Origin of the sequence: Paenacidovorax caeni (assembly GCF_001298675.1) — a bacterium.
GTDB lineage: Bacteria > Pseudomonadota > Gammaproteobacteria > Burkholderiales > Burkholderiaceae_C > Paenacidovorax > Paenacidovorax caeni.
The window spans coordinates 1-23,538 of sequence record NZ_CYIG01000007.1; the positions used below are offsets into that span (position 1 = coordinate 1).

20 protein-coding genes are annotated in these 23,538 nt (G+C 67.9%); 18 read left to right on the top strand and 2 right to left on the bottom strand.

Annotated features, from left to right (window positions below; all coding sequences use genetic code 11):
• On the bottom strand, positions 1-461 hold a 461-nt coding region (locus BN2503_RS04095), incomplete at its 3' end, for an IS110 family transposase (RefSeq protein ID WP_148639733.1).
• 392 nt (positions 462-853) lie between these two features.
• Positions 854-2,311, bottom strand: a complete 1,458-nt coding sequence (locus BN2503_RS04100; protein ID WP_054255380.1) for a PDC sensor domain-containing protein — start codon at positions 2,309-2,311, stop codon at positions 854-856.
• Between the two features lie 360 nt (positions 2,312-2,671).
• On the opposite strand from BN2503_RS04100, the gene BN2503_RS04105 reads away from it, so the two are divergent.
• The 18 genes from BN2503_RS04105 (at position 2,672) to BN2503_RS04190 (ending at position 23,529) form a co-directional block, all read left to right on the top strand.
• Positions 2,672-3,751: a CobW family GTP-binding protein gene (locus BN2503_RS04105; protein WP_054255381.1), complete on the top strand. Its 1,080-nt coding sequence runs from the start codon at positions 2,672-2,674 to the stop codon at positions 3,749-3,751.
• A 231-nt stretch (positions 3,752-3,982) separates the two neighbouring features.
• Entirely contained in the window at positions 3,983-4,474 is a 492-nt protein-coding gene (gene dksA / locus BN2503_RS04110; protein ID WP_054255608.1) for an RNA polymerase-binding protein DksA, read from the top strand.
• A gap of 49 nt (positions 4,475-4,523) precedes the next feature.
• Positions 4,524-6,224, top strand: coding sequence for an STAS domain-containing protein (locus BN2503_RS04115; protein ID WP_054255382.1), 1,701 nt, complete (start codon positions 4,524-4,526; stop codon positions 6,222-6,224).
• Between the two features lie 167 nt (positions 6,225-6,391).
• Complete coding sequence (gene hslV / locus BN2503_RS04120; RefSeq protein ID WP_054255383.1) at positions 6,392-6,940, top strand: ATP-dependent protease subunit HslV; 549 nt, start codon at positions 6,392-6,394, stop codon at positions 6,938-6,940.
• A gap of 62 nt (positions 6,941-7,002) precedes the next feature.
• Positions 7,003-8,319 carry an ATP-dependent protease ATPase subunit HslU gene (hslU, locus tag BN2503_RS04125; RefSeq protein WP_054255384.1) on the top strand — a complete coding sequence of 439 codons (1,317 nt, stop codon included), beginning with the start codon at positions 7,003-7,005 and terminating at the stop codon, positions 8,317-8,319.
• 375 nt (positions 8,320-8,694) lie between these two features.
• On the top strand, positions 8,695-9,123 hold the full coding sequence (mraZ, locus tag BN2503_RS04130; RefSeq protein WP_054255609.1) for a division/cell wall cluster transcriptional repressor MraZ: 429 nt from the start codon (positions 8,695-8,697) through the stop codon (positions 9,121-9,123).
• Between the two features lie 9 nt (positions 9,124-9,132).
• Positions 9,133-10,062: a 16S rRNA (cytosine(1402)-N(4))-methyltransferase RsmH gene (rsmH, locus tag BN2503_RS04135; RefSeq protein WP_054255385.1), complete on the top strand. Its 930-nt coding sequence runs from the start codon at positions 9,133-9,135 to the stop codon at positions 10,060-10,062.
• Complete coding sequence (ftsL, locus tag BN2503_RS04140) at positions 10,059-10,352, top strand: cell division protein FtsL (protein WP_054255386.1); 294 nt, start codon at positions 10,059-10,061, stop codon at positions 10,350-10,352. Before rsmH ends, ftsL begins: the two co-directional genes overlap by 4 nt.
• Positions 10,349-12,094 (top strand): peptidoglycan D,D-transpeptidase FtsI family protein, encoded by a 1,746-nt coding sequence (locus tag BN2503_RS04145; RefSeq protein WP_054255387.1) that lies wholly within the window; start codon positions 10,349-10,351, stop codon positions 12,092-12,094. Before ftsL ends, BN2503_RS04145 begins: the two co-directional genes overlap by 4 nt.
• Positions 12,091-13,590, top strand: coding sequence for a UDP-N-acetylmuramoyl-L-alanyl-D-glutamate--2,6-diaminopimelate ligase (locus tag BN2503_RS04150; RefSeq protein WP_054255388.1), 1,500 nt, complete (start codon positions 12,091-12,093; stop codon positions 13,588-13,590). Before BN2503_RS04145 ends, BN2503_RS04150 begins: the two co-directional genes overlap by 4 nt.
• Positions 13,587-14,969 (top strand): UDP-N-acetylmuramoyl-tripeptide--D-alanyl-D-alanine ligase, encoded by a 1,383-nt coding sequence (locus BN2503_RS04155; RefSeq protein WP_054255389.1) that lies wholly within the window; start codon positions 13,587-13,589, stop codon positions 14,967-14,969. Before BN2503_RS04150 ends, BN2503_RS04155 begins: the two co-directional genes overlap by 4 nt.
• Positions 14,960-16,138, top strand: coding sequence for a phospho-N-acetylmuramoyl-pentapeptide-transferase (gene mraY, locus BN2503_RS04160; protein ID WP_054255390.1), 1,179 nt, complete (start codon positions 14,960-14,962; stop codon positions 16,136-16,138). The genes BN2503_RS04155 and mraY overlap by 10 nt, the downstream gene beginning before the upstream one ends.
• A complete protein-coding gene (murD, locus tag BN2503_RS04165) occupies positions 16,135-17,895 on the top strand; it encodes a UDP-N-acetylmuramoyl-L-alanine--D-glutamate ligase (protein WP_054255391.1) in 1,761 nt (586 codons plus the stop codon). Before mraY ends, murD begins: the two co-directional genes overlap by 4 nt.
• On the top strand, positions 17,892-19,163 hold the full coding sequence (gene ftsW, locus BN2503_RS04170; RefSeq protein ID WP_054255392.1) for a putative lipid II flippase FtsW: 1,272 nt from the start codon (positions 17,892-17,894) through the stop codon (positions 19,161-19,163). The genes murD and ftsW overlap by 4 nt, the downstream gene beginning before the upstream one ends.
• Positions 19,164-19,242: 79 nt before the next feature.
• Complete coding sequence (gene murG, locus BN2503_RS04175) at positions 19,243-20,307, top strand: undecaprenyldiphospho-muramoylpentapeptide beta-N-acetylglucosaminyltransferase (protein WP_054255393.1); 1,065 nt, start codon at positions 19,243-19,245, stop codon at positions 20,305-20,307.
• Positions 20,304-21,737 (top strand): UDP-N-acetylmuramate--L-alanine ligase, encoded by a 1,434-nt coding sequence (gene murC / locus BN2503_RS04180; RefSeq protein WP_054255394.1) that lies wholly within the window; start codon positions 20,304-20,306, stop codon positions 21,735-21,737. The genes murG and murC overlap by 4 nt, the downstream gene beginning before the upstream one ends.
• On the top strand, positions 21,734-22,738 hold the full coding sequence (locus BN2503_RS04185; RefSeq protein ID WP_074930019.1) for a D-alanine--D-alanine ligase: 1,005 nt from the start codon (positions 21,734-21,736) through the stop codon (positions 22,736-22,738). Before murC ends, BN2503_RS04185 begins: the two co-directional genes overlap by 4 nt.
• Positions 22,735-23,529 (top strand): cell division protein FtsQ/DivIB, encoded by a 795-nt coding sequence (locus BN2503_RS04190; protein ID WP_054255395.1) that lies wholly within the window; start codon positions 22,735-22,737, stop codon positions 23,527-23,529. Before BN2503_RS04185 ends, BN2503_RS04190 begins: the two co-directional genes overlap by 4 nt.
• The last annotated feature ends 9 nt before the right edge of the window (positions 23,530-23,538 follow it).

Genomic DNA, 23,538 nt, shown 5'->3' on the forward strand with positions numbered 1-23,538 from the left:
AGCCGCTGGCGCTCGGAATTGAGCATGGTCAGCAACTGGCGCCTGCGCGTGACCAGGGCGGCGAGCCACTGCTGGCGCTCATCGGCTACAGGGCGAAGAAAGCGTGCCAGGTCATCGCGGCGCATCAGCACCGCAGCCAACTCGGCCAGCATGCGGGCATCCACCGCATCGGTCTTGGCCAGACGGCCCATGCTCCTGGCAAAGTCGCGTGCATGGCGCGGATTGACCACCGCCACGTGCAAGCCCACGGCCTGCAGTGCGCACGCCAGAGCCGCCTCGTAACCTCCGGTGGCCTCCATCACCACCAGGCCAACATCCATGGACTGCAAGGCAGCAGCCAGCGCACAGTGGCCATCAACATCGTTGGCAAACCGCTGGACATCGCTGTGGGTGCCCAGTACACAGACATCGACGTGTGCCTTGGCCACGTCAATACCTACCGTCACTGATAAAGCAGACATGATCTTCAACTCCCATGCTTGTACATGCGCGCTCAACGGTGGCGCGCGTAACCGTTCGGGCTCAATGAAGACCTGCGCGGTGGCCGTGCGTTCTGTACTCAGGGACGGGCTCGAACACCCCAGCGGCTACCAAACTGCACGGGCCGGTCTGGCTACCTTTACGGCAGTCAAACTCTACCGCGACGGTCTGGATGGAAGATACAAGCGGCTGCGCCGCTTTCCCGCGATCTCGCGCTTCGCGCGGGCAGGGGGACTCATGCTCCGCGCGGCGGGGCGGCTCTTGCGCGGCGTCCGCTGGCTTGGGCCGGGGCAGTGTCAGATGTCATGTTTTTTGCTCCTTTTTTAGGAGCTTCTTGCGCTTTTCTGGCGGGCGTTAGATGCCGATTTGGCTCTTAATCCGGTGCCGCACTGGGCAGGCGCACGTGGAATACGGTGCCGCCCTCGGCATCCACGGTGGCATCGATGCCGCCGCCCTGCGCCTGCAGCACCTGGTAGGCCTCGCGCAGGGCCTGGGCGTGCGCCGTGGGCCCGGTGGCCGGGCCGTGGGTGTGGATGGCGATGTGCAGGGCCTGCGGCGCATCGGCGTCGGCGGCGATGCGCAGGGTCTGCCCTTCGGGAGCGCTGGCGATGGCATGGGCCAGTACCTGGCGCAGCGCCTGGGCCAGCGGTTCGGCGGGTGCGGCCAGGGGCAGCGGGGCGGTGCCCAGTTGCAGCTTGAGCGGCAGGCGCTTGCGTTCGAGCTGGGGGCTGAGTTCGGTCGCCAGGTCTTCCAACAGGTCGCGCACGTCCACGGTGGCTGGTGGCGCGGGGGCGGCGGGCGCGGGCAGGGCCGGGGCGGGAGGCTCCGGCGCAGCGGCCGGTGGTGGCGCGGGCGGCGGTGGTTCCGGGGTGCCGGGGGCCGGCTGCGCCCAAGGGCGCTGCCGCGCACCGCGCCAGGCGATGGCAGTGGCCAGGGCCAGCAGCGCCAGCCCTGCGCCGAGACTGGCCAGCGGCTGGCGCTGGGCGGTGAGCCAGCGTTGCAGGCGCGGCGCGCCGGGCTGTACCGCCAGGGCCACCACGGGGTGGGCCGCAGCGCTCTGCCAGGCGACCCATTCGACGGAAGTGGGGCCGGGGATCTCCGCCACGCCGTGGGCCGACGCCGGTTGTGCCGCCAGGTAGGGGGCGAACAGCGCGTGGCCGTGCAGGCTGCCGCCCGGGGGCAGGGTGGCGGCGCCCGCCTGCGCCAGCAGGCTGCCGTCCGGGCGCGCCAGCAGCACCTGGGTGCCGGGCGGGCTGGCGTGCAGCAGCGCGGGCGGCGGGGCAAGTGCCCCGGGATCGAGCTGGGCGATGAGCAGGGCGTAGGCCTGGGGGGCCAGCCGCACACGCCGCACCAGGGTCAGGCGGTCCGCACCGCTGGCGCTCAGGGTGGTGCGCCCGTCCTGCAAGGGCTGCGCCAGCAGCGGACGCAGATCAACACGTTGGCCCAGGTCGGCCGGGGTGGTCGTGGCCAGCACCAGGCCCTGCATGTCCACCAGGGCCAGGCCGCGCAGGGCAGGCTGGCTGCGCAGCGCCTGGTATTGCATGGCCTGGAGGCTGCTCCAGGCGTCGGGGGCCTGTACCAGGTCGCTGGCCAATTGGTCGAGCGTGCGCTCGCTGGCGTCCAGCACGGCCGCGGCATGGGCCTGGGCCAGGTGCGCCAGCATGGCCAGCTGTTGGCGCTCACGCTGCTCCAGCTGGGCCTGGGCATGCCACAGCAGCGCCAGGCCCCCCGCGCCGACGGCCAGAAGCAGTGCCAGGCCGCAAGCCAGGATGCGGGCGCTGGTGGCGTGGATGGCGCGGGGCCGGGCGGGGGCGTGCGAGGGGGCGTTCACGTCGGCGGGCCGTCGAAGAGGGTTGGTGCAGTGTAGGGCTTGAGAACGTGTTGACGATCTTTTCATGGCGCCCGCAAGGCAGCAAAAGGCCACGATCTAGGCGCACGCCGCGGCCCATGCTGGTGGCCTGGGCAAGGCGGGCAACAACGAGCGTGGCCTTTTGCTGGCTTGCCCGAAGGGTTGCCCCGCAAAGGCAGCGTCTGCGGCGTTGCAAATCCTCGCCGGGCCACCAGCCCGGCTGCGGTTTGCGCCTTGCAGCCACTGCCTTTGCGGGGCAACGGGCACCATGAAAAGATCGTCAACACGTTCTGCTCCGCTACAGTTATTCCATTACTGATCCATTGATTGACAAGGCATTCCATGTCCCTGATTCCTACCACTATCCTGACCGGCTTCCTGGGCTCGGGCAAGACGACGTTGCTCAAGCGCGTGCTCTCTGAGGCCCATGGCCAGAAGATTGCCGTGATCGAGAACGAGTTCGGCGAAGAGAACATCGACAACGACATCCTCGTGACGGAGTCGAAAGAGCAGATCGTGCAGATGAGCAACGGCTGCATTTGCTGCACCATCCGTGAAGACCTGCGCGAGACGCTGCAACTGCTGGCGGCCAAGCGGCGCAAGGGCCTGCTGGATTTTGAGCGCGTGGTGATCGAGACCACCGGCCTGGCCGACCCGGGGCCGGTGGTGCAGACTTTCTTCATGGATGACGAGATTGCCGAGTGCTATCTCGTGGATTCCATCATCACGCTGGTGGATGCCAAGCACGCCAACCAGCAGCTCGACGACCGCCAGGAGGCGCGCCGCCAGGTGGGCTTTGCCGACCAGATCTTCCTTTCCAAGACCGATCTGGTCAGTGCCGAGGAGGTGCAGGCGCTGACCCACCGCCTCAAGCACATGAACCCGCGCGCGCCCATCGAGGCCGTGCATTTCGGCGAGGTACCGCTCGCCAAGGTGCTCGACCTGCGCGGTTTCAACCTCAATGCCAAGCTCGACATCGATCCCGGCTTTCTGCAGGAAGGCGAGCACGATCACGACCATTGCGACCATGACCACGGGCATTGCACCCATGGGCACCACGACCATGCACATGGCGCGCATTGCGACCATCCCGCGCACCAGCATGGCCATCACCACCACCATGACGATGATGTGAAGAGCTTCGTCTACCGTGCCGAGCGGCCGTTCGATCCGGCCAAGCTGGAGGATTTCCTCGGTGCGATTGTTAACGTTTATGGCCCGCGCATGCTGCGCTACAAGGGCGTGCTGCACATGCAGGGCACCGAGCGCAAGGTGATTTTCCAGGGCGTACACCAGCTCATGGGCAGCGACCTGGGACCGCAGTGGGCTGAGGGCGAGGCGCGGCAAAGCCGCATGGTGTTTATTGGTATCGACCTGCCGCAGGACATCCTGCGCCAGGGCCTGGCGCAATGCCTGGTGTGAGGACGCAGCGCACCGGGCCAGGGTGTGTCGCATATCCGACAGCCTGGCCGGGGCCGCGCGGTGGTGTGGCTACAATCGCGCCGCCGCGCACTTACCCGGCGCTCCAGACAGACTGGCCCGGGTACCTGTGCGCAACGCCCGGGCTTCTTCACGTTTGGCCCGATTAAACGTACCATGCTTGGCCCAGGCGGCACCCTACGCCTCCCGCCAACGTCAGTGATCCCGAAGACCATGCCTACGACCCTGCAAGCGAAGCCCTCCCCCGCCAAGCGCGACCCCAAGCTGGCGAACAACTGGAAGACCAAGCCCGCCGAGGAGCTGACGGACGAAGAAGTGCTCGCCATGCCCGATAGCGAGTACATGAACGAAAAGCAGATGGCTTTCTTCCGCCACAAATTGGCGATGCTCAAGCAGGACATGCACCACAACGCCGGTGAGACCACCGAGCACCTGCGTGAAGACACCGTGGTCGTCCCCGACCCGGCCGACCGCGCCACCATCGAGGAAGAGCACGCCCTGGAGCTGCGCACCCGCGACCGTGAGCGCAAGCTGCTGAAGAAGATCGAGCAATCCATCGCGCGCATCGACGCGGGCGACTACGGCTACTGCGACGAGACCGGCGAGCCCATTGGCGTCGGCCGTCTGCTGGCGCGCCCCACGGCCACGCTGTCGCTGGAAGCGCAGCAGCGCCGCGAGCTCAAGCAGAAGATGTTCGGGGATTGAGCCCCTCGCCGGACCACGCAAGGGCCGCAGCACGGAGCGCCATCGCGTCATGAGCAAGGAAGAAACCTCCCCTGGCGGCTTGCTGTCGAAGATGGTGCGCTTCGTGCGCAATCCCACCGTCAACTGGACCGACCTCGATAACCTTGAGGCCGAGCGCGAGAGCCAGTACAGCAAGCAGATGCTCAAGGAAATGATCGAGCGCAAGCGGCGCAACGACTTTGTGCGCCGCCGCGAGTTCGATCAGCTGCGCAAACTGCGCCAGCGTGATGCCCTCACCGGCCAGCGCACCGAGGACCCCATGGCGCGCCCCTCGTTCTTCCACAGCAGCATGACTTCGCCCGATGACCGGGCCGTGACGCTGAAGAAGATCGACGAGATCGAGGCGCAGATGTCCCAGCAATGGTGGAAGAACAAGCCCGCTCATGGTGCGCCTGCGGCGCCCGCTGCGGGCGAGGGGGAGGCCCCCGCGTTCGCCCCCACGGCACCGTTGTCGTTGCCCGGGGCCTTGCCGGTCACCGTGGCGCCGGCCTCGGTCGAGCCGTTGTTCTCGGAGGATGGCGCCCTGTCGGGCGGACTGTCCGACAGCCTGCCGGCCGCACCGCCGCCGGTGGAAGACATGCTGGCCAATCCGGCGCCAGCGCCCCAGGCACACCAAGAACCGGAGGTATTCGTGCACGAACCCGATCTGGAAGAAGCCGCCATCCGCTTCGCCAGCGGCGACAGCGCTGGAGCCGAGGCCGGGCTGCGTGACGTGCTGGCCCAGCACGCGCAGGACGATCCGCAGCAGCAGTTCGAAATCTGGATGACCCTGTTCGATCTGTACCGAGCAACGGGCCAGCGTGAAAGCTTCGAAGCGCTGTCGCTCGATTTTGCCGCCCGTTTCAGCCGCTCCGCGCCGCTGTGGTTCGCCATCCGTGAGCCGTTGGACGGGGGGGGCGAGAGCGTTGCCGCCGGCGCGGCGGCGCCCGCGCCGCGCGCCTTCGCCTGGACCGCCCCGGGCACGCTCACGGCGCAATCCGTGGCCGCGCTGCAGGCCGCACTCGGCCGTGCCACGCCGCCGTGGAACCTGGCCTGGGCACGGCTCATGACCATTGAGGAGGCGGCGCTGCCCGCCCTCGCCAAGCTGTTCGACCAGTGGGCCGACCAGAAAGTGCAAATCCATTTCGCTGGCGTCGAGGCGTTGCACAGCCTGCTGCAGGCCAAGACGCCGTCGGGCGAGCGTGCCATCAGCCCGGAATGGTGGCGCCTGCGCATGGCTGCGTTGCGGCTCATGGGGCGCCTGGATGAATTCGAGCTGGTGGCGCTGGACTACTGCGTGACCTACGAGGTGTCGCCGCCGTCATGGGTCGTGCCGCGCTGCAGCTACACCGCGGACGATGGCTCGGTGTCGGGCGAGGCTGCCAAGGAGACGCCCGAGAGCGATTTCCTGGCCTCCAACTTCGGACTGCCCTCGCAGATCATGGAGACCGAGGTGCCGCGGCCACGCTTGTCCGGCACCATTGATGGTGATGCCGGGCCGCTGCTGGAGCCGCTGGCCGAGATGGCGCAGCCTGGCCAGCCCCTGGTGATTGGCTGCGAGAACCTGGTGCGTGTGGACTTCCCCGCCGCCGGGTCGGTGCTCAACTGGGCTGCCATGCAGCAGGCCGAGGGGCGGGTGGTGCAGTTTGTGAACCTGCATCGCCTCGTGGCAGTGCTGTTCAACGTGATCGGCATCAACGAGCACGCCTGGGTCGTTCCGCGGAAAAACTAGGGCCGCCCCTGGGCGGCTTGGGCCGCTTCCTTCGTCTCTCTGCATGCTGCGCGCCCCGGAAGGGGGTTGCGCTTGCGCGGCCGCGGTGTCTGCCGGGTGGGTACGTGCCAGTTCATGTGCCGTGCCCTGTCTTGCAATAGAGCGCAGCGCCCCTATCTAGAGTGGTTATGGAACAGTTTCACGGTACTACCATCCTCAGCGTGCGCCGCCAGCGGGCGGACGGCAGCATCGATGTCGCCATTGGTGGCGACGGCCAGGTGACCCTGGGCAACATCGTCGTCAAGGGCACCGCGCGCAAGGTGCGCAAGCTCTACCACGGCAAGGTGCTTGCGGGCTTTGCGGGGGCCACGGCCGATGCGTTCACGCTGTTCGAGCGCTTCGAGGCCAAGCTGGAAAAGCACCAGGGCCACCTGACGCGCGCGGCCATCGAGCTGACCAAGGATTGGCGCACTGACCGCGTGCTGCGCCGCCTTGAAGCCATGCTGGCCGTGGCCGACCACAGTGCCTCGCTCATCATCACCGGCAACGGCGATGTGCTGGAGCCCGAGCAGGGCATCGTCGCCATCGGCTCGGGTGGCGCCTATGCGCACTCGGCTGCCAAGGCGCTGCTGGCCAACACCGAACTGGGCGCCGAGGACATCGTGCGCAAGTCGCTGGCCATCGCGGGGGAGCTGTGCATTTACACCAACATGCACCACACCGTCGAGATACTTTGAATTTGATAGCTGCTGGCGCTTGATGGATAAGGGCTAGAGGCTGATTTGACCCATTTTTTACCATGTCCTCCATGACCCCCCAGGAGATCGTCTCCGAACTCGACCGCCATATCGTTGGTCAGGCCGGTGCCAAGCGCGCCGTGGCGATCGCGCTGCGCAACCGCTGGCGCCGCCAGCAGGTTGATGCCAGCCTGCGCACCGAGATCACGCCGAAGAACATCCTGATGATTGGCCCCACCGGCGTGGGCAAGACCGAGATTGCGCGCCGTCTGGCGCGTCTGGCCGATGCGCCGTTCATCAAGGTCGAGGCGACCAAGTTCACCGAGGTCGGCTATGTCGGCAAGGACGTGGACGCGATCATTCGCGACCTGATCGAGGTCGCCGTCAAGCAGACGCGCGAGGCCGACATGAAGAAGGTGCGCGCGCGTGCCGAGGACGCCGCCGAGGAGCGCATCCTCGACGTGCTGATTCCCCCGGCGCGCACGGGCGAGCCCGCGGCCGACAGCACGGCGCGCCAGGTGTTCCGCAAAAAGCTGCGCGAGGGCCAGCTTGGCGACAAGGAGATCGAGATCGACCTCGCCGAGGCGCGCCCGCAGCTCGAAATCATGGGCCCGGCGGGCATGGAGGAAATGGCCGAGCAGCTGCGCGGCATGTTCAGCCAGATGGGGCAGGAGCGGCGCAAGGCGCGCAAGCTCAAGATCGCCGAGGCGCTCAAGCTGTTGACCGATGAAGAAGCCGCGAAGCTGGTCAACGAGGACGAGATCAAGACGCGCGCGCTGCACAACGCCGAGCAGAACGGTATCGTCTTCATCGACGAAATCGACAAGGTGGCCGCGCGCCAGGAGGCCAGTGGCGCCGACATCTCGCGCCAGGGCGTGCAGCGTGATTTGCTGCCGCTGGTCGAGGGCACCACGGTGTCCACCAAGTACGGCATGGTCAAGACCGACCACATCCTGTTCATCGCCTCGGGCGCGTTCCACCTGGCCAAGCCCAGCGACCTGATCCCCGAGCTGCAAGGGCGCTTTCCGATCCGCGTGGAATTGGAGTCGCTTTCGGTGCAGGATTTCGAGGCCATCCTTACGCAGACGCACGCCTCGCTGGTCAAGCAGTACCAGGCGCTGCTGGCGACCGAGGGTGTGGCGTTGGAATTCACGCCCGAGGGCATCACACGACTGGCGCACATCGCTTATGACGTGAACGAGCGCACCGAGAACATCGGTGCGCGCCGCCTCTCCACGGTGATGGAGCGCTTGCTCGACGAAGTCAGCTTCGATGCCGTCAACCGTGCCGGGCAGACGGTGGTCATCGACGCCGCCTACGTCAACGAGCGGCTGCAGTCGCTGAGCCAGGACGAAGACCTGTCACGCTTCATCCTCTAGGCGCCTCCAACCCCTGGGGCCGCCCATCCGACGTGCCGACTCGTTGTGCACTGGGGTTGGCATGCGCCTGTTGGCCCGCGCCCTGCGGGTCGCCGCCGTGGCCTGCGCGGCCCTGCGCTTTCGGGGAAGGTGAAAACCTTGAGGAATCACTTGCATTGCTTTCCCTAAGTCCCTATTGGGTAAGGATTTTTGCTGCCTCCGTGCGTTCAATTTCAAGGCTAAGTCCTTGATTTCATTGCAAAACTTTGTAGCGCCACGCGGTGCTGGCGAGGCTTTTCCTGCTACAGTGCAAAAAAGTGCAATGAAGTGGTGAAAAGTGCCATTGCCGCCCAAAAAATGCGGCGCGCAAGGCATCCAGTGGCGGGGGTCAAATCAGTGTTTCAAGGGGCGTCATCGCTAAGTCTCGATGCGAAGGGTAGGCTATCCGTGCCTACCCGGCACCGTGACGCCCTCACGCAGCAGGCTGGCGGTCAGCTCACCATCACCAAACACCCCGACGGCTGCCTCATGGTGTTTCCGCGTCCTGCGTGGGAGGAGTTCCGCGAGCGCATCGCCAAACTGCCTATGTCAGCCCAGTGGTGGAAGCGCATCTTCCTGGGCAACGCCATGGACGTCGAGATGGACGGCACCGGCCGCGTCTTGGTGTCGCCCGAGCTGCGCGAGGCAGCGGGGCTGGCCAAAGATGCCGTGCTACTTGGCATGGGCAACCATTTCGAGCTGTGGGACAAAGCCACTTACGACGCCAAGGAGGCGGCTGCCATGCAGGCCGAAATGCCCGACGTCTTCAAGGACTTCTCTTTCTGAGGGCTGCGCATGAACCAGCCCTTGTTGCACACCACAGTCTTGCTTGATGAGGCGGTCGACGCCTTGCTGGGCCGTGACCCCGCGCGCGCGGACGGCGCCTGGATTGATGCCACTTTTGGGCGCGGCGGGCATTCGCGCCTGATCCTGCAGCGCATGGGGGCGCAGGCACGCCTGCTGGCCTTCGACAAAGACCCCGAGGCCATTGCCGAGGCGGCACGCATCGCGGACGCGCGCTTTGCCATCCGCCATGAGGGCTTTCGCCACCTGGCGGATCTGCCTGCGGGCAGCGCCGATGGCATCCTGATGGATCTGGGCGTGAGCTCGCCGCAGATTGATGCACCGGAGCGCGGTTTCAGTTTCCGGTTCGATGGCCCGCTGGACATGCGCATGGACACCACGCGCGGCGAAAGCGTGGCGCAGTGGCTGGCCACGGCCGAGCTTGGGCAGATTGCGGAGGTGATACGTGACTACGGCGAAGAACGGTTTGCTGGCCCCATTGCAAAGGCGATTGTTGCGCGACGCCAGGAGCGTGGCCCCCTCACAGGCACTGCCGAGCTGGCCGACCTCGTGGCTGGCGCGGTCAAGACCCGCGAGGCAGGCCAGAACCCTGCCACGCGCACGTTCCAGGCTTTTCGGATTTTCATTAACGCCGAGCTGGAGGAGCTGCGGCAGGCGCTAGAGGCCAGTCTGTCGGTGCTGCGCCCGGGCGGGCGCTTGGTGGTCATCAGCTTCCATTCGCTAGAGGATCGCATCGTCAAGCAGTTCATCGCGCAGCATTCCAAGGAGGTCTATGACCGCCGTGCGCCCTTCGCGCCGCCGCAGCCCATGCGGCTCAAGGCGCTGGAGCGTGTCAAGCCAGGAGATGCCGAGGTGGCGGCGAACCCGCGTGCGCGCAGCGCCGTCATGCGCGTCGCTGAGCGCACGGAGGTGCCGGCGTGATCCGCTTGAACCTGGTGCTGCTGCTGGCGGTGGTACTGAGTGCGCTGTATCTGGTGCGCATGCAGTACGACTCGCGCCTGCTCTACACCCAGCTTGACCGTGCCAAGGCGGAGGCACGCCAGCTCGAAACCGAGCACCAGCGCCTGCAGGTGGAAAAGCGCGCCCAGGCCACGCCGCTGCGTGTGGAGCGCATCGCGCGCGACACCCTGCACATGCGCACCGCCACGCCGGCCATCACGCTGTACGTGAACGACAGTGCCCCGGCCGCCGGTGCGGGAGGCGCGCCGTGAGCCGCAGCGTGCGCTACACCTCCAGCCCCCTGCTGGCGAGCAAGACGCCCGTGGGGCGCAGCCGCTTCATCGTCGCGGCGATCGCTTTGGGTTTCATCGCCCTGGGGGTGCGCGCGGCCTATGTGCAGGTGTACGCCAACGATTTCTTCCAGCGCCAAGGCACGGTGCGCTTTGCGCGCACGCTGGAGCTGCCAGCGAACCGTGGGCGCATCCTTGATCGCAATGGGCTGATCCTGGCCTCTAGCGTGCCTGCGGCGAGCATCTGGGCCATTCCCGAGGACGTGGACGAAAGTGATCCGTCGGTACGTGCCCAGCTCAAGGAGCTGGCGCAGCTGCTGGACATGCCGCTGTCCACGCTGGTCACCAAGATGGCCGAGGACGACAAGACCTTCATGTGGCTCAAGCGCCAGCTGGACTGGGATCTGGGCCAGCGCATCGTGGGCCTGGGCATCAAGGGCATCTACCTGCGCAAGGAATACAAGCGCCAGTACCCCGAGGGCGAGTCGGCTGCGCACGTGGTGGGCTTCACCAACGTTGAAGACCATGGCCAAGAAGGCATGGAGCTGGCGTTCGACAAGCAGCTCGCCGGCAAGCCGGGCTCGCGCCGCGTCATCAAGGACCGCATGGGACGCGTGGTCGAGGGCGTGGGCGACGAGGTGCCACCTGTCGATGGCCAGGATTTGCAGCTGTCCATCGACTCCAAGGTGCAGTTCTTCGCCTACCAGAAGCTGCGCGACACCGTGGCCCTGCACAAAGCCAAGGCGGGCAGCGTCGTGGTGCTCGACGCGCGCACGGGCGAACTGCTGGCGCTGGCCAATTACCCGAGCTACGACCCCGGCAAGCGCCAGCACCTCACGGGTGAGCAACTGCGCAACCGTGCCATCACGGACACCTTCGAGCCGGGCTCGACCATGAAGCCCATCACCATTGGCCTCGCGCTGGAGAGTGGCCGCGTGCGCCCCGAGACCATCGTGGACACCACGCCGGGGCGACTGACCATCACGGGCTCGACCATCTCCGACACGCACAACTACGGTGTGCTCACGGTGGAGGGCGTGATTCAGAAGTCGAGCAACGTCGGCACCACCAAGATCGCCATGCAGTTGCCCGCGCGCGAGATGTGGGAAACCTTCTCGGCCGTGGGTTTCGGCCAGAAGCCGCAAATCGGCTTCCCTGGCGCCGTGGGCGGGCGCCTGCGCCCGTACAAGGGCTGGCGCCCCATCGAGCAGGCCACCATGTCCTACGGCTATGGCCTGTCGGCCAGCCTGTTTCAGATGGCGCGCTCGTACACCGTGTTTGCCAACGGCGGACGCGTCATTCCCGCCACCATGCTCAAGACCGGGCAGGAGGCCGTGGGCGTGCCGGTGTTCTCCGAGCGCACGGCCAACCAGGTGCGCAAGATGCTGCAGATGGCGGCAGGCCCGGGCGGTACCGGCCAGAAGGCACAGACCGTGGGCTACTCGGTGGGCGGCAAATCGGGCACGGCGCGCAAGCAGCAGGGCAAAGGCTACGCGGCGGGCAAGTACCGCGCCTGGTTTACCGGCATGGCGCCCATTGACAACCCGCGCATCATCGTCGCCGTGATGGTCGACGAGCCGAGCAACGGCGTGATCTACGGCGGCGCCGTGGCCGCGCCGGTGTTCAGCGAGGTGGTGCAGCAGACGCTGCGCATGATGGGCGTGGCGCCCGACATGGCCGTCAAGCCGCAGATCGTGGCCAATGCCGTCGAGGAACCGTTGTGAGCCTGCAGACCCTCACCACCCCCGAGCAGGCCGTTGCCTTCCTGCGCGCGCGCGTCACCGGTACGCTGCAGACCGATAGCCGGCTGGTGGCCCCCGGCGACGCGCTTATTGCCTGGCCAGGCGCCGCTACCGACGGCCGCGCCCACGTGGCCGGAGCCCTGGCGCGCGGCGCGGTGGCCTGCCTGGTGGAACAGGAAGGCGTGGAGCCCTACGCTTTCGCGGGGCCGCACATCGCCGCGCTGCGTGGCCTGAAGGCGGCCACCGGGTTGATCGCCGCAGAATGGTTCGGTCACCCCACCCAGTCGCTCCAGGTGCTGGCCGTGACGGGCACCAATGGCAAGACCAGCAGCGCCTGCTGGCTCGCAGATGCCGTTCAATTGCTATCGAAAAATGAGCTTCCAGCGCTTGCTGGGTGTGCCCTGGTTGGCACTTTGGGCATTGGCGTGCCGCCGCGCCTGGAATCGACCGGCATGACCACCCCCGACCCGGTGCGTCTGCAGCGCGCGTTCCGTGCCTTTGCCGACCAGGGGTTGGGCTACTGCGCTATTGAAGCCTCGTCCATCGGTGTGGCCGAGCAGCGCCTGGCGGGCACGCGCATCCGCGTGGCGGTGTTTACCAACTTCACGCAGGACCACCTGGACTACCACGGCAGCATGGAGGCCTACTGGCAGGCCAAGGCCGCGTTGTTCGACACGCCCGGCCTGCAGGCCGCCGTGGTCAACATCGATGACGCGCAGGGCGCGCGCCTGCACGCACAGCTCGCCGCGCGCGCGCTCGACCTGTGGAGCTACGCGCTGCACGGCCCCGCGCGGCTGCAGGCCCAGGACATTGGTTTCGGCGAGGGTGGCCTGCGCTTTGCCGTGGCCGAGGGCGCGCAGCGCGAATGGCTGCAGACGCGGCTCATCGGGCACTACAACGTGTCCAACCTCCTCGGCGTGATTGCTACGCTGCGGGCGCTGGGCGTGCCGCTGGCGCAGGCCGTGCGGGCCTGTGCCGCGCTGTCCCCGGTGCCCGGCCGCATGGAGCAGATTGCCCAGCCCGGCCAGCCCCTGGTGGCGGTGGACTATGCCCACACGCCCGACGCGCTGGCCCAGGCCCTGGCGGCGCTGCGCCCCGTGGCGCAGGCGCGTGGCGGGCGCCTGTGGTGCGTGTTCGGCTGTGGCGGCAACCGCGATGCCAGCAAGCGCCCCTTGATGGGCGCGGCCGCACAGCAGGGGGCCGACGCCGTGCTGGTGACCAGCGACAACCCGCGCGGTGAAGTGCCGCAGGCCATCATTGACCAGATTCTGCAAGGCATGGCGCCCGGTGCGCAGGCCGAGCCAGACCGTGCCGCCGCCATCGCCCAGGCCGTGGCGCGAGCCGATGCTACCGACGTGGTCTTGATTGCGGGCAAGGGCCACGAGGACTACCAAGAGGTACAGGGCGTGCGCCACCCGTTCTCCGACATGGCGCAGGCGCGCCAGGCGCTGACAGTGCGCCAGGGAGGTGCCGCATGACGATGACGCTGCAGCAGGCCTGGGCCTGGATCGCCGCGCTGGTGCCGCAGGCGCGCCTGGTAGGCGATGGCGCACTGCCCATCGCGCGCGTGCACACCGACACGCGCACGCTCCAGCCCGGCGACCTGTTTGTCGCCCTCAAGGGCGAGCGCTTTGACGCCCATGATTTCCTGCCCCAGGCGCGTGCCGCCGGGGCGGTGGCTGCCGTGGCCCATGGCGGCTTGGCGGCTGCGGGCTTGCCGGGCATCGAGGTGCCCGACACGCTCGCCGCCCTGGGGGCGCTGGCTGCCGGTTGGCGCAGCCAGTTCCGCCTGCCGCTGATTGCCGTGACCGGCAGCAACGGCAAGACCACCGTAACGCAGATGGTCGCCAGCATTCTCGCCGCGCACGCGGGCGAGGCTGCTTTTGCCACGCGCGGCAACCTGAACAACGCCATTGGCGTGCCGCAAACCCTGCTGCGCCTGCAGGCCGCACACCGCATCGGCGTGGTGGAACTGGGCATGAACCACCCGGGTGAAATCGCCTACCTGGCCCACCTGGCCCGCCCCACCGTCGCGCTGGTGAACAACGCTCAGCGCGAGCATCTGGAGTTCATGCACACCGTGCAGGCCGTGGCCGAGGAGAACGGTGCCGTGCTGCCCGCGCTGCCGCCCGAGGGCGTGGCTGTGTTCCCGCATGGCGATGTCTACACCGCGCTGTGGCGTGGTCTCGCGGCGGGCCGCCGTTGTATCACCTTCGGTGGCGAGGGCGCCGACGTGCGCTGTCTGGACGCGCAATGGCAGGGCGATGCCTGGCAGGCCACGCTGCACACGCCCAAGGGCACCATTCGCACGGCGCTGCACATCGCAGGCCGTCATAACGTTACCAATGCCCTGGCCGCCACAGCCTGCGCACTGGCCGCAGGTGTGGCGCCCGATGCGGTGGCCCAGGGCCTGCGGGCGTTCGCGCCCGTGGCCGGGCGCTCGCGTGCGCTCGCGCTGACGTGCCAGGGGCGCAGCGTCACGGTGGTGGACGACTGCTACAACGCCAACCCCGACTCCATGCATGCCGCCATCGAGGTACTGGCCGAACTGCCCGCGCCGCGCTGGCTGGTGCTGGGCGACATGGGCGAGGTGGGGAGCCAGGGGCCGCAGTTCCATGCCGAGGCGGGCGCACATGCGCGTTCGCGCGGGATTGAGCAGCTGCTGGCGCTGGGCCCGCTCAGCGCGCACGCGGCACAGGCTTTTGGCCCGGGCGCGCAGCATTTCGACGACAAGGACGCACTGCTGGCCGCGGTGCGTGCAGCCCTGCCCGAAGCGGGCAGCGTGCTGGTGAAGGGATCACGATTCATGAAGATGGAACAGGCCGTGCAGGCCTTGCAGGAGGCCGCATGCTCTTGATGCTGGCGCAATGGCTGCAGGGCCTGTCGCCCGAATTCGGATTCCTGCGGGTGTTCCAGTACATCACCTTCCGCGCGGTGATGGCGGCGCTCACGGCGCTGCTGATCGGCCTGCTCGCGGGGCCCAAGGTGATCCGCATGCTGCGCGCGCTGAAGATCGGCCAGCCGATCCGCGGCTACGCCATGCAGACGCACCTGAGCAAGAGTGGCACGCCGACCATGGGCGGCGTGCTGATCCTGGCCTCGCTGGCGATTTCCACGCTGCTGTGGTTCGACCTGTCGAACCGCTTCGTCTGGATCGTGCTGATCGTCACGCTGGGCTTCGGCGCCATCGGCTGGGTGGACGATTGGCGCAAGGTGGTCAACAAGGACCCCGAGGGCATGCGCTCGCGCGAGAAGTATTTTTGGCAGTCGGTGATTGGCCTCGTGGCCGCGCTGTACCTGGTGTTCAGCATCTCGGAGAGCTCGAACGCACGCGTGTTCGAGCTGTTTCTGGCCTGGGTGCAGTCGGGCTTCTCGCTCGACCTGCCCCCCAAGGCCGGGCTGCTGCTGCCGTTTTTCAAAGAAGTCAGCTACCCGCTGGGCGTGCTGGGCTTCGTCATCCTCACCTACCTTGTGATCGTCGGCGCCAGCAATGCCGTTAACCTGACCGACGGGCTGGACGGCCTGGCGATCATGCCGGTGATCCTGGTGGGCGCCTGTCTGGGCGTGTTCGCCTACGTCACCGGCAATGCCGTGCATGCCAAGTACCTGCTGTTCCCGCACATCCCGGGTTCGGGCGAGTTGATGATTTTCTGCGCCGCCATGGCTGGCGCGGGCCTGGCCTTCCTGTGGTTCAACGCACACCCGGCGCAGGTTTTCATGGGCGACGTGGGCGCGCTGGCGCTTGGCGGGGCGTTGGGCACCATCGCCGTGATCGTGCGCCAGGAGATCGTGCTGGCCATCATGGGCGGCATCTTCGTCGTCGAGGCGCTGTCGGTGATGCTGCAGGTGGCCTGGTTCAAATACACCAAGCGCAAGTACGGTGAAGGTCGGCGCCTGCTGAAGATGGCGCCGCTGCACCACCATTTCGAGAAAAGTGGCTGGAAGGAAACGCAGGTGGTCGTGCGTTTCTGGATCATCACCATGCTGCTGTGCCTGATCGGCCTGACTACCTTGAAGCTGCGATGACAAACCCCGACGACGCACTTCACCCCCTTCCGCCCGCCGCAGCCCCTGCGGCGTCGGCGTCTCCTGCCGAGCCCGCGGCGGCGCCGCTCTCGGCCGCCAAGGAAGCGGCTGCGTTCGTGGCGAAGATTTTTGCCGAGCCGGTCGCCGAGGCGCCCGCGCAGGAAGCGCAGCCCCTGGCAGAGACGCAGGCGCTGGCGCCCGCCTTCGCCCCCGTGCCCCAGGACTGGCCGGCGCAGGCCGAACAGCCGCTGCGCGGCCAGCGCGTGCTGGTGCTGGGCCTGGGCGCCTCGGGGCTGGCGATGGCGCGCTGGTGTGCACGCTGCGGTGCACAGGTCACCGTGGCCGATACGCGCGCCGCGCCGCCGCAGCTCGCCACACTGCGCGCAGAGCTGCCGCAGGTGCGCTTCATCGGCGGCGCCTTCGACGCCGCGCTGGTGCACGACCAGGCGCTTGACGCCATCTACCGCTCACCCGGCCTCGCACCGGCTGCGCTTGCTCCTGTTTTGGAAGCTGCTCGCGCTTGCCAGGTAAGCCTTGGCGGCGAATTGGACCTGTATTCACAAGCGCTGCGCACCTTGCGTGCGCAGCACGGCTACGCGCCTGCCGTGCTGGCCGTGACCGGCACCAATGGCAAAACCACCGTCACCTCGCTCACGGGCCAGCTGGTGCAGCACGCGGGCCGCAGCGTGGCCGTGGCCGGCAACATCGGCCCGACGCTGCTCGACACACTGGCCGCGCGCATCGCTGCGCAAGATCTGCCCGAGGTGTGGGTGCTGGAGCTGTCGAGCTTCCAGCTCGACGGTGTGCAGGACTTCGAGCCGACTGCGGCCGTGGTGCTCAACCTCACGCAAGACCACCTGGACTGGCACGGAGGCATGGCTGCCTATGGCGCAGCCAAGGCACGCATTTTTGGCCAGACGGGGCTGATGGTGCTGAACCGTGAGGACCCGGCGGTCATGCAAATGCTGCCGGAGCCAGTGCGCGTGAAGCTGCAAAAGCCGCAGCTGCGCGCCCATGTCACCTTCGGCGCCGACTTGCCGCAGCGCCCGGGCGACTTCGGCATGGAAACGGTTAATGGCATGGTTTGGCTGGTGCGCGCGCACCAGGCCGACGAAACGGCCAAGCGCTCCAGGCTGCATGAGGAGCCACTGCACCTGCAGCGCCTGATGCCGGCCGACGCCCTGCGTATCCGTGGCCGCCACAACGCCTGCAACGCGCTGGCCGCGCTGGCCCTGACGCAGGCTGCGGGCTGCGCGCTCGGTGCCATGCTCTACGGCTTGCGTGAGTACCGGGGTGAGCCGCACCGCGTCGAATCCATCGGCATGGTCGGCGGTGTGGAGTACTTTGACGACAGCAAGGGCACCAACGTTGGCGCTACCGTGGCCGCGCTGGCGGGCCTGGGGCCAGAGCGGCGCTTGGTGGTGATTCTTGGCGGCGACGGCAAGGGCCAGGACTTCACGCCGCTGGCTTCGCCGATGGCGCGCTACGCCCGCGCGGCCGTGCTGATTGGCCGCGACGCGCCGCACATTGCTGCCGCGCTGGCGGATGTTGGCGTGCCGCTGCTGCATGCCGCCAGCATGGAGGATGCCGTGCAGCAGGCCGCTGGGCAGGCCCAGCCGGGCGACGCCGTGCTGATGTCGCCCGCCTGCGCCAGCCTGGATATGTTCAGAGACTACGCGCACCGTGCCCAGGTGTTCGTCGAAGCCGTGCGCGCGCTCGCGCAGGCCCAGGGGCAAGAGCTGGAGGGGGGCCTGTGACCAACGCCGCTGCCCCCAGCCTGCTGCAGCGCATCGGCGCCTGGTTCGGTGCGCTGCCCGCCAAGGCCGCCGACCGCCTGCCGGTGCGCGTGGGCGGCATGGAGTACCGCCAGACCACGGCCACGCCTGCGCATGTCCTGGGTTTCGACCAGGCGCTGGTGTGGGTGGTGGTGGCGTTGCTGGCCTGGGGGCTGGTGATGGTGTATTCGGCCTCCATTGCCATGCCGGACAACCCGCGCTTTGGCAAGATCGCGCCGTTGCACTTCCTGGTGCGCCACGTGATGGCGCTGGTGATGGGCTTCGTCGCCGCGTTGCTGGCGTTTCAGGTGTCGATGAAAACCTGGGAGCGCGTCGCGCCCTGGCTGTTCGTGGCCTCCATCATGCTGCTCATCATGGTGCTGATTCCGCACGTTGGCACGGCGGTGAACGGCGCGCGGCGCTGGCTGTCGCTCGGGGTGATGAACTTCCAGCCCTCGGAGCTGGCCAAGTTCGCCGTGCTCATCTACGCCGCCGACTACATGGTGCGCAAGATGGACGTGAAAGAAAACTTCTTCCGCGCCGTGCTGCCCATGGGCGCGGCGGTGGCCATCGTCGGCGCGCTGCTGCTGGCCGAGCCGGACATGGGGGCGTTCATGGTGATCGCCGTCATCGCCATGGGCATCCTGTTCCTGGGCGGGGTGAACATGCGCATGTTCATCCTCATCGGCACGGTGCTGGTGAGCGCCTTCGCGCTCATCGTCATGACCAGCCCGTGGCGCCGCGAGCGCATCTTCGCCTACCTCGACCCGTTCAGTGAGGCGCACGCGCTGGGCAAGGGCTACCAGCTCTCGCACTCGCTCATCGCCATCGGGCGCGGCGAGGTCTTCGGCGTCGGCCTGGGCGGCAGCGTGGAAAAGCTGCACTGGCTGCCCGAGGCGCATACCGACTTCCTGCTCGCCGTTATCGGCGAGGAGTTCGGCCTGGTGGGCGTGCTCACGCTCATCGTGCTGTTCCTGTGGCTCACGCGGCGCATCATGCAGATTGGCCGCCAGGCCATCGCGCTGGACCGCGTGTTCTCCGGCCTCGTGGCGCAGGGCGTGGCGGTGTGGCTGGGCTTTCAGGCGTTCATCAACATGGGCGTGAACCTGGGCGCCTTGCCCACCAAGGGCCTGACGCTGCCGCTCATGAGCTTCGGCGGCTCGGCCATTCTGATGAACCTCATTGCGCTCGCGGTCGTCCTGCGCGTGGATTACGAAAACAAGCTGCTCATGCGTGGAGGCCACGTATGAGCCGCGTGTTTCGTCAAAACAAGCTGCTGCAGCGCGTCAGCGCTGCCAGGCGCGCAGCGCCGATGCGTGGAGGCCACGTATGAGCCAGAAAACGGCGCTCATCATGGCCGGCGGCACCGGCGGCCATATCTTCCCCGGCCTGGCCGTGGCGCAGGCGCTGCGTGCACGCGGCTGGCGCGTGCACTGGCTGGGCACGCCCGGCAGCATGGAGTCGCGCATCGTGCCGCCGCAGGGCTTTGCGTTCGAGGCCATCGATTTCTCCGGCGTGCGCGGCAAGGGGCTGACCACGCTGGCGCTGCTGCCGCTGCGGCTGCTGCGCGCCTTCTGGCAGGCGCTGGCCGTGGTGCGCCGCGTGCGTCCCGACGTGGTGCTGGGCATGGGCGGCTACGTCACCTTCCCCGGCGGCATGATGGCGGTGCTGGCGGGTAAGCCCCTGGTGCTGCACGAGCAGAACTCCGTCGCCGGTCTGGCCAACAAGGTGCTGGCAGGCGTGGCCGACCGCATCTTCACGGCCTTCCCGAGTGTGCTGAAAAAAGGCCAGTGGGTCGGCAACCCGCTGCGCGAGGGGTTCCTGGCGCAGCCAGAGCCGGCCGTGCGCTTCGCCGGGCGCAGCGGGCCGCTGCGCCTGCTGGTGGTGGGCGGCAGCCTGGGCGCCAAGGCGCTGAACGAGATCGTGCCGCAAGCGCTGGCATTGATCCCCGAGGCCGAGCGCCCGCAGGTCACGCACCAGAGCGGCGCGGCGCAGATCGACGCCTTGCGCGCCCATTACGCCGCTGCCGGTGTGCAGGCCACGCTGACGCCGTTCATTGACGACACGGCCAGTGCGTTTGCGCAGGCCGACGTGGTGGTTTGCCGCGCTGGCGCCAGTACCGTGACCGAATTGGCCGCCGTGGGTGCCGCAGCGGTGTTCGTGCCCTTCCCAGCGGCGGTGGACGACCACCAGACCACCAACGCCCAGTTCCTGGTGCAGGCAGGCGGCGGCTGGCTGGTGCAGCAGCGCGACCTGACGCCTGGCGGACTGGCTCAAATGCTACAAAATATGGAGCGTTCCGCGCTTGTTCAGCGCGCGCAAAACGCCAAAAAGATGCAAAAAACCGAAGCCACCGCAGTGGTGGTCGCGGCCTGCGAGGAGCTGGCCCCATGAAACACGCTATCCGTCACATTCACTTCGTCGGCGTGGGCGGCGCCGGCATGAGCGGCATCGCCGAGGTGCTGCACAACCTGGGCTACCAGGTGTCGGGCTCGGACCTGTCGGACAGCGCCACGCTGCGCCGCTTGCAAGGCCTGGGCATCGCCACCCATGTGGGCCACGACGCCGCCCACGTTCAGGGGGCCGATGCCGTGGTGACCTCCACGGCCGTGCAGGGCAACAACCCCGAGGTACAGGCTGCGCGCGCGCGCAAGATTCCCGTGGTGCCGCGCGCGCTCATGCTGGCCGAGCTGATGCGCCTGCGCCAGGGCGTGGCCATCGCTGGCACGCACGGCAAGACGACGACCACCAGCCTGGTCACCAGCGTGCTGGCCGAGGCGGGGCTGGACCCGACCTTCGTCATCGGCGGGCGCCTGAACAGCGCCGGTGCCAACGCGCGGCTGGGCCAGGGCGAGTACATCGTGGTCGAGGCCGACGAGTCCGACGCTTCGTTCCTCAACCTGCTGCCCGTGATGGCCGTGGTCACCAACATTGACGCCGACCACATGGAAACCTACGGCCACGACTTCGGCCGGCTCAAGCAGGCGTTCGTGGACTTCCTGCACCGCATGCCGTTCTACGGCGCGGCCATCCTGTGCGTGGACAACCCCGGCGTGCGCGAGATCCTGGCTGACGTGGCGCGCCCGGTAACCAGCTACGGCTTCGGCGAGGATGCGCAGGTGCGTGCCGTCAACGTGCGCGCCGACGCCGGACGCATGCGCTTCACCGTGCAGCGGCGCAATGGCGTGACCCTGCCCGACCTGGAGGTGGTGCTGAACCTGGCGGGTGAGCACAACGTGCTCAACGCGCTCGCGGCCATCGCCGTGGCGGTGGAGCTGGGTATTTCCGATGAGGCCGTGCTGCGCGCGCTGGCGGGCTTCACCGGCGTGGGCCGGCGTTTTCAGCGCTACGGCGACCAGCCTGCCGTGGGCGGCGGCCACTACCAGCTCATTGAGGACTATGGCCACCATCCGGTGGAGATGGCCGCCACCCTGGCGGCGGCACGCGGTGCCTTCCCCGGGCGGCGCCTGGTGTTGGCGTTCCAGCCGCACCGCTACAGCCGCACGCGCGACTGCTTCGAGGATTTCGTCAAGGTGCTGGGCCAGGCCGACGTGGTGCTGCTGACCGAGGTGTACGCGGCAGGCGAGGCCCCTATCGTCGCCGCCGACGGGCGTTCGCTGGCGCGCGCGCTGCGTGTGGCAGGCCGGGTGGAGCCCGTTTTCATCGACGATGTGGCCGAGATGCCGCGTGCCATCGTGCAAAGCGCACGGGCAGGCGACGTGGTGCTGTGCATGGGCGCGGGCTCCATCGGCGCAGTGCCCGGAAAGGTGGCCGAATTGCTACAAAATAGTGAGCTTTTAGCGCAGGGTGGGGGTGCGTTGTGAGTCAATTCGATCCTAAGTCTGACCAGGAATTCAACGCTGCGGCCCTGGGCAAGGTGGCCGTGCTCATGGGCGGCGATTCGTCCGAGCGCGAGGTGTCGCTGATGTCCGGGGGCGGTGTGCTGCAGGCGCTGCGTGCGCGCGGCGTCGATGCGCATGCCTTCGACCCGGCGCACGCCAGCCTGTCCGATCTCAAGACCCACGGCTACACGCGCTGCTTCATTGCGCTGCACGGCCGCCATGGCGAGGACGGCACGGTGCAGGGCGCGCTGGAGCTGCTCGGCATTCCTTACACAGGCTCGGGTGTGATGGCGTCGAGCATCGCCATGGACAAGATCATGACCAAGCGCATCTGGCGCTTCGAGGGCCTGCCCACGCCGGACTGGCGCCTGGTGGCCAGCAGCGCCGAGACCGCGCAGGCCTTCCAGGAACTGGGTGCGCCCATGATCGTCAAGCCTTCGCGCGAGGGCTCCACCATCGGCCTGACCAAGGTCACTTCGCTGGGGCAGTGCGAGCAGGCGTACCGCCTGGCCGCGCAGCACGACCCCGAGGTGCTGTGCGAGCAGTTCATCGATGGTGACGAAACCACCTGCCCGGTGCTCGGCCAGGGCGCGGACGCCACGGCGCTGCCGGTGATCCGCATCGTCGCGCCCGAGGGCAACTACGACTACCAGAACAAGTACTTCACCGACGTGACGCAGTACCACTGCCCGAGCGGCCTGCCCGAGGCCGAGGAGCGTGCCATCCAGCGCCTGGTGGAGCGCGCCTACCGCACGCTGGGCTGCCGTGGCTGGGCACGCGCCGACATCATGGTGCGCGCCAGCGACCGCCAGCCCTTCCTGCTGGAGATCAACACCTCGCCCGGCATGACCGGGCATTCGCTCGTGCCCATGTCGGCGCGCGCAGCGGGCACCAGCTACGAAGAGCTGTGCCTGCGCATCCTGGCCAGCGCTTCGCTCGACGCGCTGCAAAACACCGCCGACACGGCCCTGGGAGGCGCATGAACGCACCGCTGCCCGCACCGCTGGACGTCAAGCTCATGAACTGGACCGCCTCGGCCCTGTTCGTGTGCTGCGCCGCGCTCGTGCTGGCAGCGGGTGCGCGCTGGCTGCTGGGGCGGCCGGCGTTCGCCATCCACCGCATCGTGGTGCAGGGCGACCTGGTGCACAACAACGCGGTCAGTCTGCGTCCCATGGTCATGCCCAGCCTGGCGGGCAACTTTTTCACCGTGGACCTGGAGGCGGTGCGCGCGGCTTTTGCGCAGGCTCCCTGGGTGCGCAGCGTCCAGGTGCGGCGTGAGTTTCCCAGCGGCCTGCGCGTGGTGCTGCGCGAGCACGATGCCGTGGCCCTGTGGGGCGCGGAGTCGGAGTCCAAGCTGCTCAACAGCGACGGCGAGGTTTTCGAGGCGGAGGCTGACGACGAAGAGCAGGACAGTCTGCCGCGTCTGCAGGGTCCGCAGGGGCAGGCGGGCGAGGTTCTGGCCATGTACCACCGGCTGGCGCCGGTGTTCGAGCCGCTCGGGCTGGAGTTGGATGAGCTGCAGCTTTCAGGGCGCGGTGGCTGGCGCGCGCAGCTTGACAGCGGAGCTGCGGTGGAATTGGGCGGCGGCACGCCCGAGGCCGTGGTCGCGCGCACGCAGCGCTTCGCACGCACATTGGCGCAGGTGGCGCAGCAGTACCGGCGCAGCCCCGAGGCGCTGGAGTCGGCCGACCTGCGCCATGACGGCGGCTATGCCGTACGCCTGCGCGGCGTGACGACGGTGAGTGACGACAAGGCAGCGAAAAAGGTGCGCTGAGGCGCCACG

What these genes read in the sequence shown, in the direction of transcription:
- BN2503_RS04105 (WP_054255381.1), top strand. Translation starts at nt 2,672, where the DNA reads ATGTCCCTGATTCCTACCACTATCCTGACCGGCTTCCTGGGCTCGGGC.
- dksA (WP_054255608.1), top strand. Translation starts at nt 3,983, where the DNA reads ATGCCTACGACCCTGCAAGCGAAGCCCTCCCCCGCCAAGCGCGACCCC.
- BN2503_RS04115 (WP_054255382.1), top strand. Translation starts at nt 4,524, where the DNA reads ATGAGCAAGGAAGAAACCTCCCCTGGCGGCTTGCTGTCGAAGATGGTG.
- hslV (WP_054255383.1), top strand. Translation starts at nt 6,392, where the DNA reads ATGGAACAGTTTCACGGTACTACCATCCTCAGCGTGCGCCGCCAGCGG.
- hslU (WP_054255384.1), top strand. Translation starts at nt 7,003, where the DNA reads ATGTCCTCCATGACCCCCCAGGAGATCGTCTCCGAACTCGACCGCCAT.
- rsmH (WP_054255385.1), top strand. Translation starts at nt 9,133, where the DNA reads ATGAACCAGCCCTTGTTGCACACCACAGTCTTGCTTGATGAGGCGGTC.
- BN2503_RS04155 (WP_054255389.1), top strand. Translation starts at nt 13,587, where the DNA reads ATGACGATGACGCTGCAGCAGGCCTGGGCCTGGATCGCCGCGCTGGTG.
- mraY (WP_054255390.1), top strand. Translation starts at nt 14,960, where the DNA reads ATGCTCTTGATGCTGGCGCAATGGCTGCAGGGCCTGTCGCCCGAATTC.
- murD (WP_054255391.1), top strand. Translation starts at nt 16,135, where the DNA reads ATGACAAACCCCGACGACGCACTTCACCCCCTTCCGCCCGCCGCAGCC.
- murG (WP_054255393.1), top strand. Translation starts at nt 19,243, where the DNA reads ATGAGCCAGAAAACGGCGCTCATCATGGCCGGCGGCACCGGCGGCCAT.
- murC (WP_054255394.1), top strand. Translation starts at nt 20,304, where the DNA reads ATGAAACACGCTATCCGTCACATTCACTTCGTCGGCGTGGGCGGCGCC.
- BN2503_RS04190 (WP_054255395.1), top strand. Translation starts at nt 22,735, where the DNA reads ATGAACGCACCGCTGCCCGCACCGCTGGACGTCAAGCTCATGAACTGG.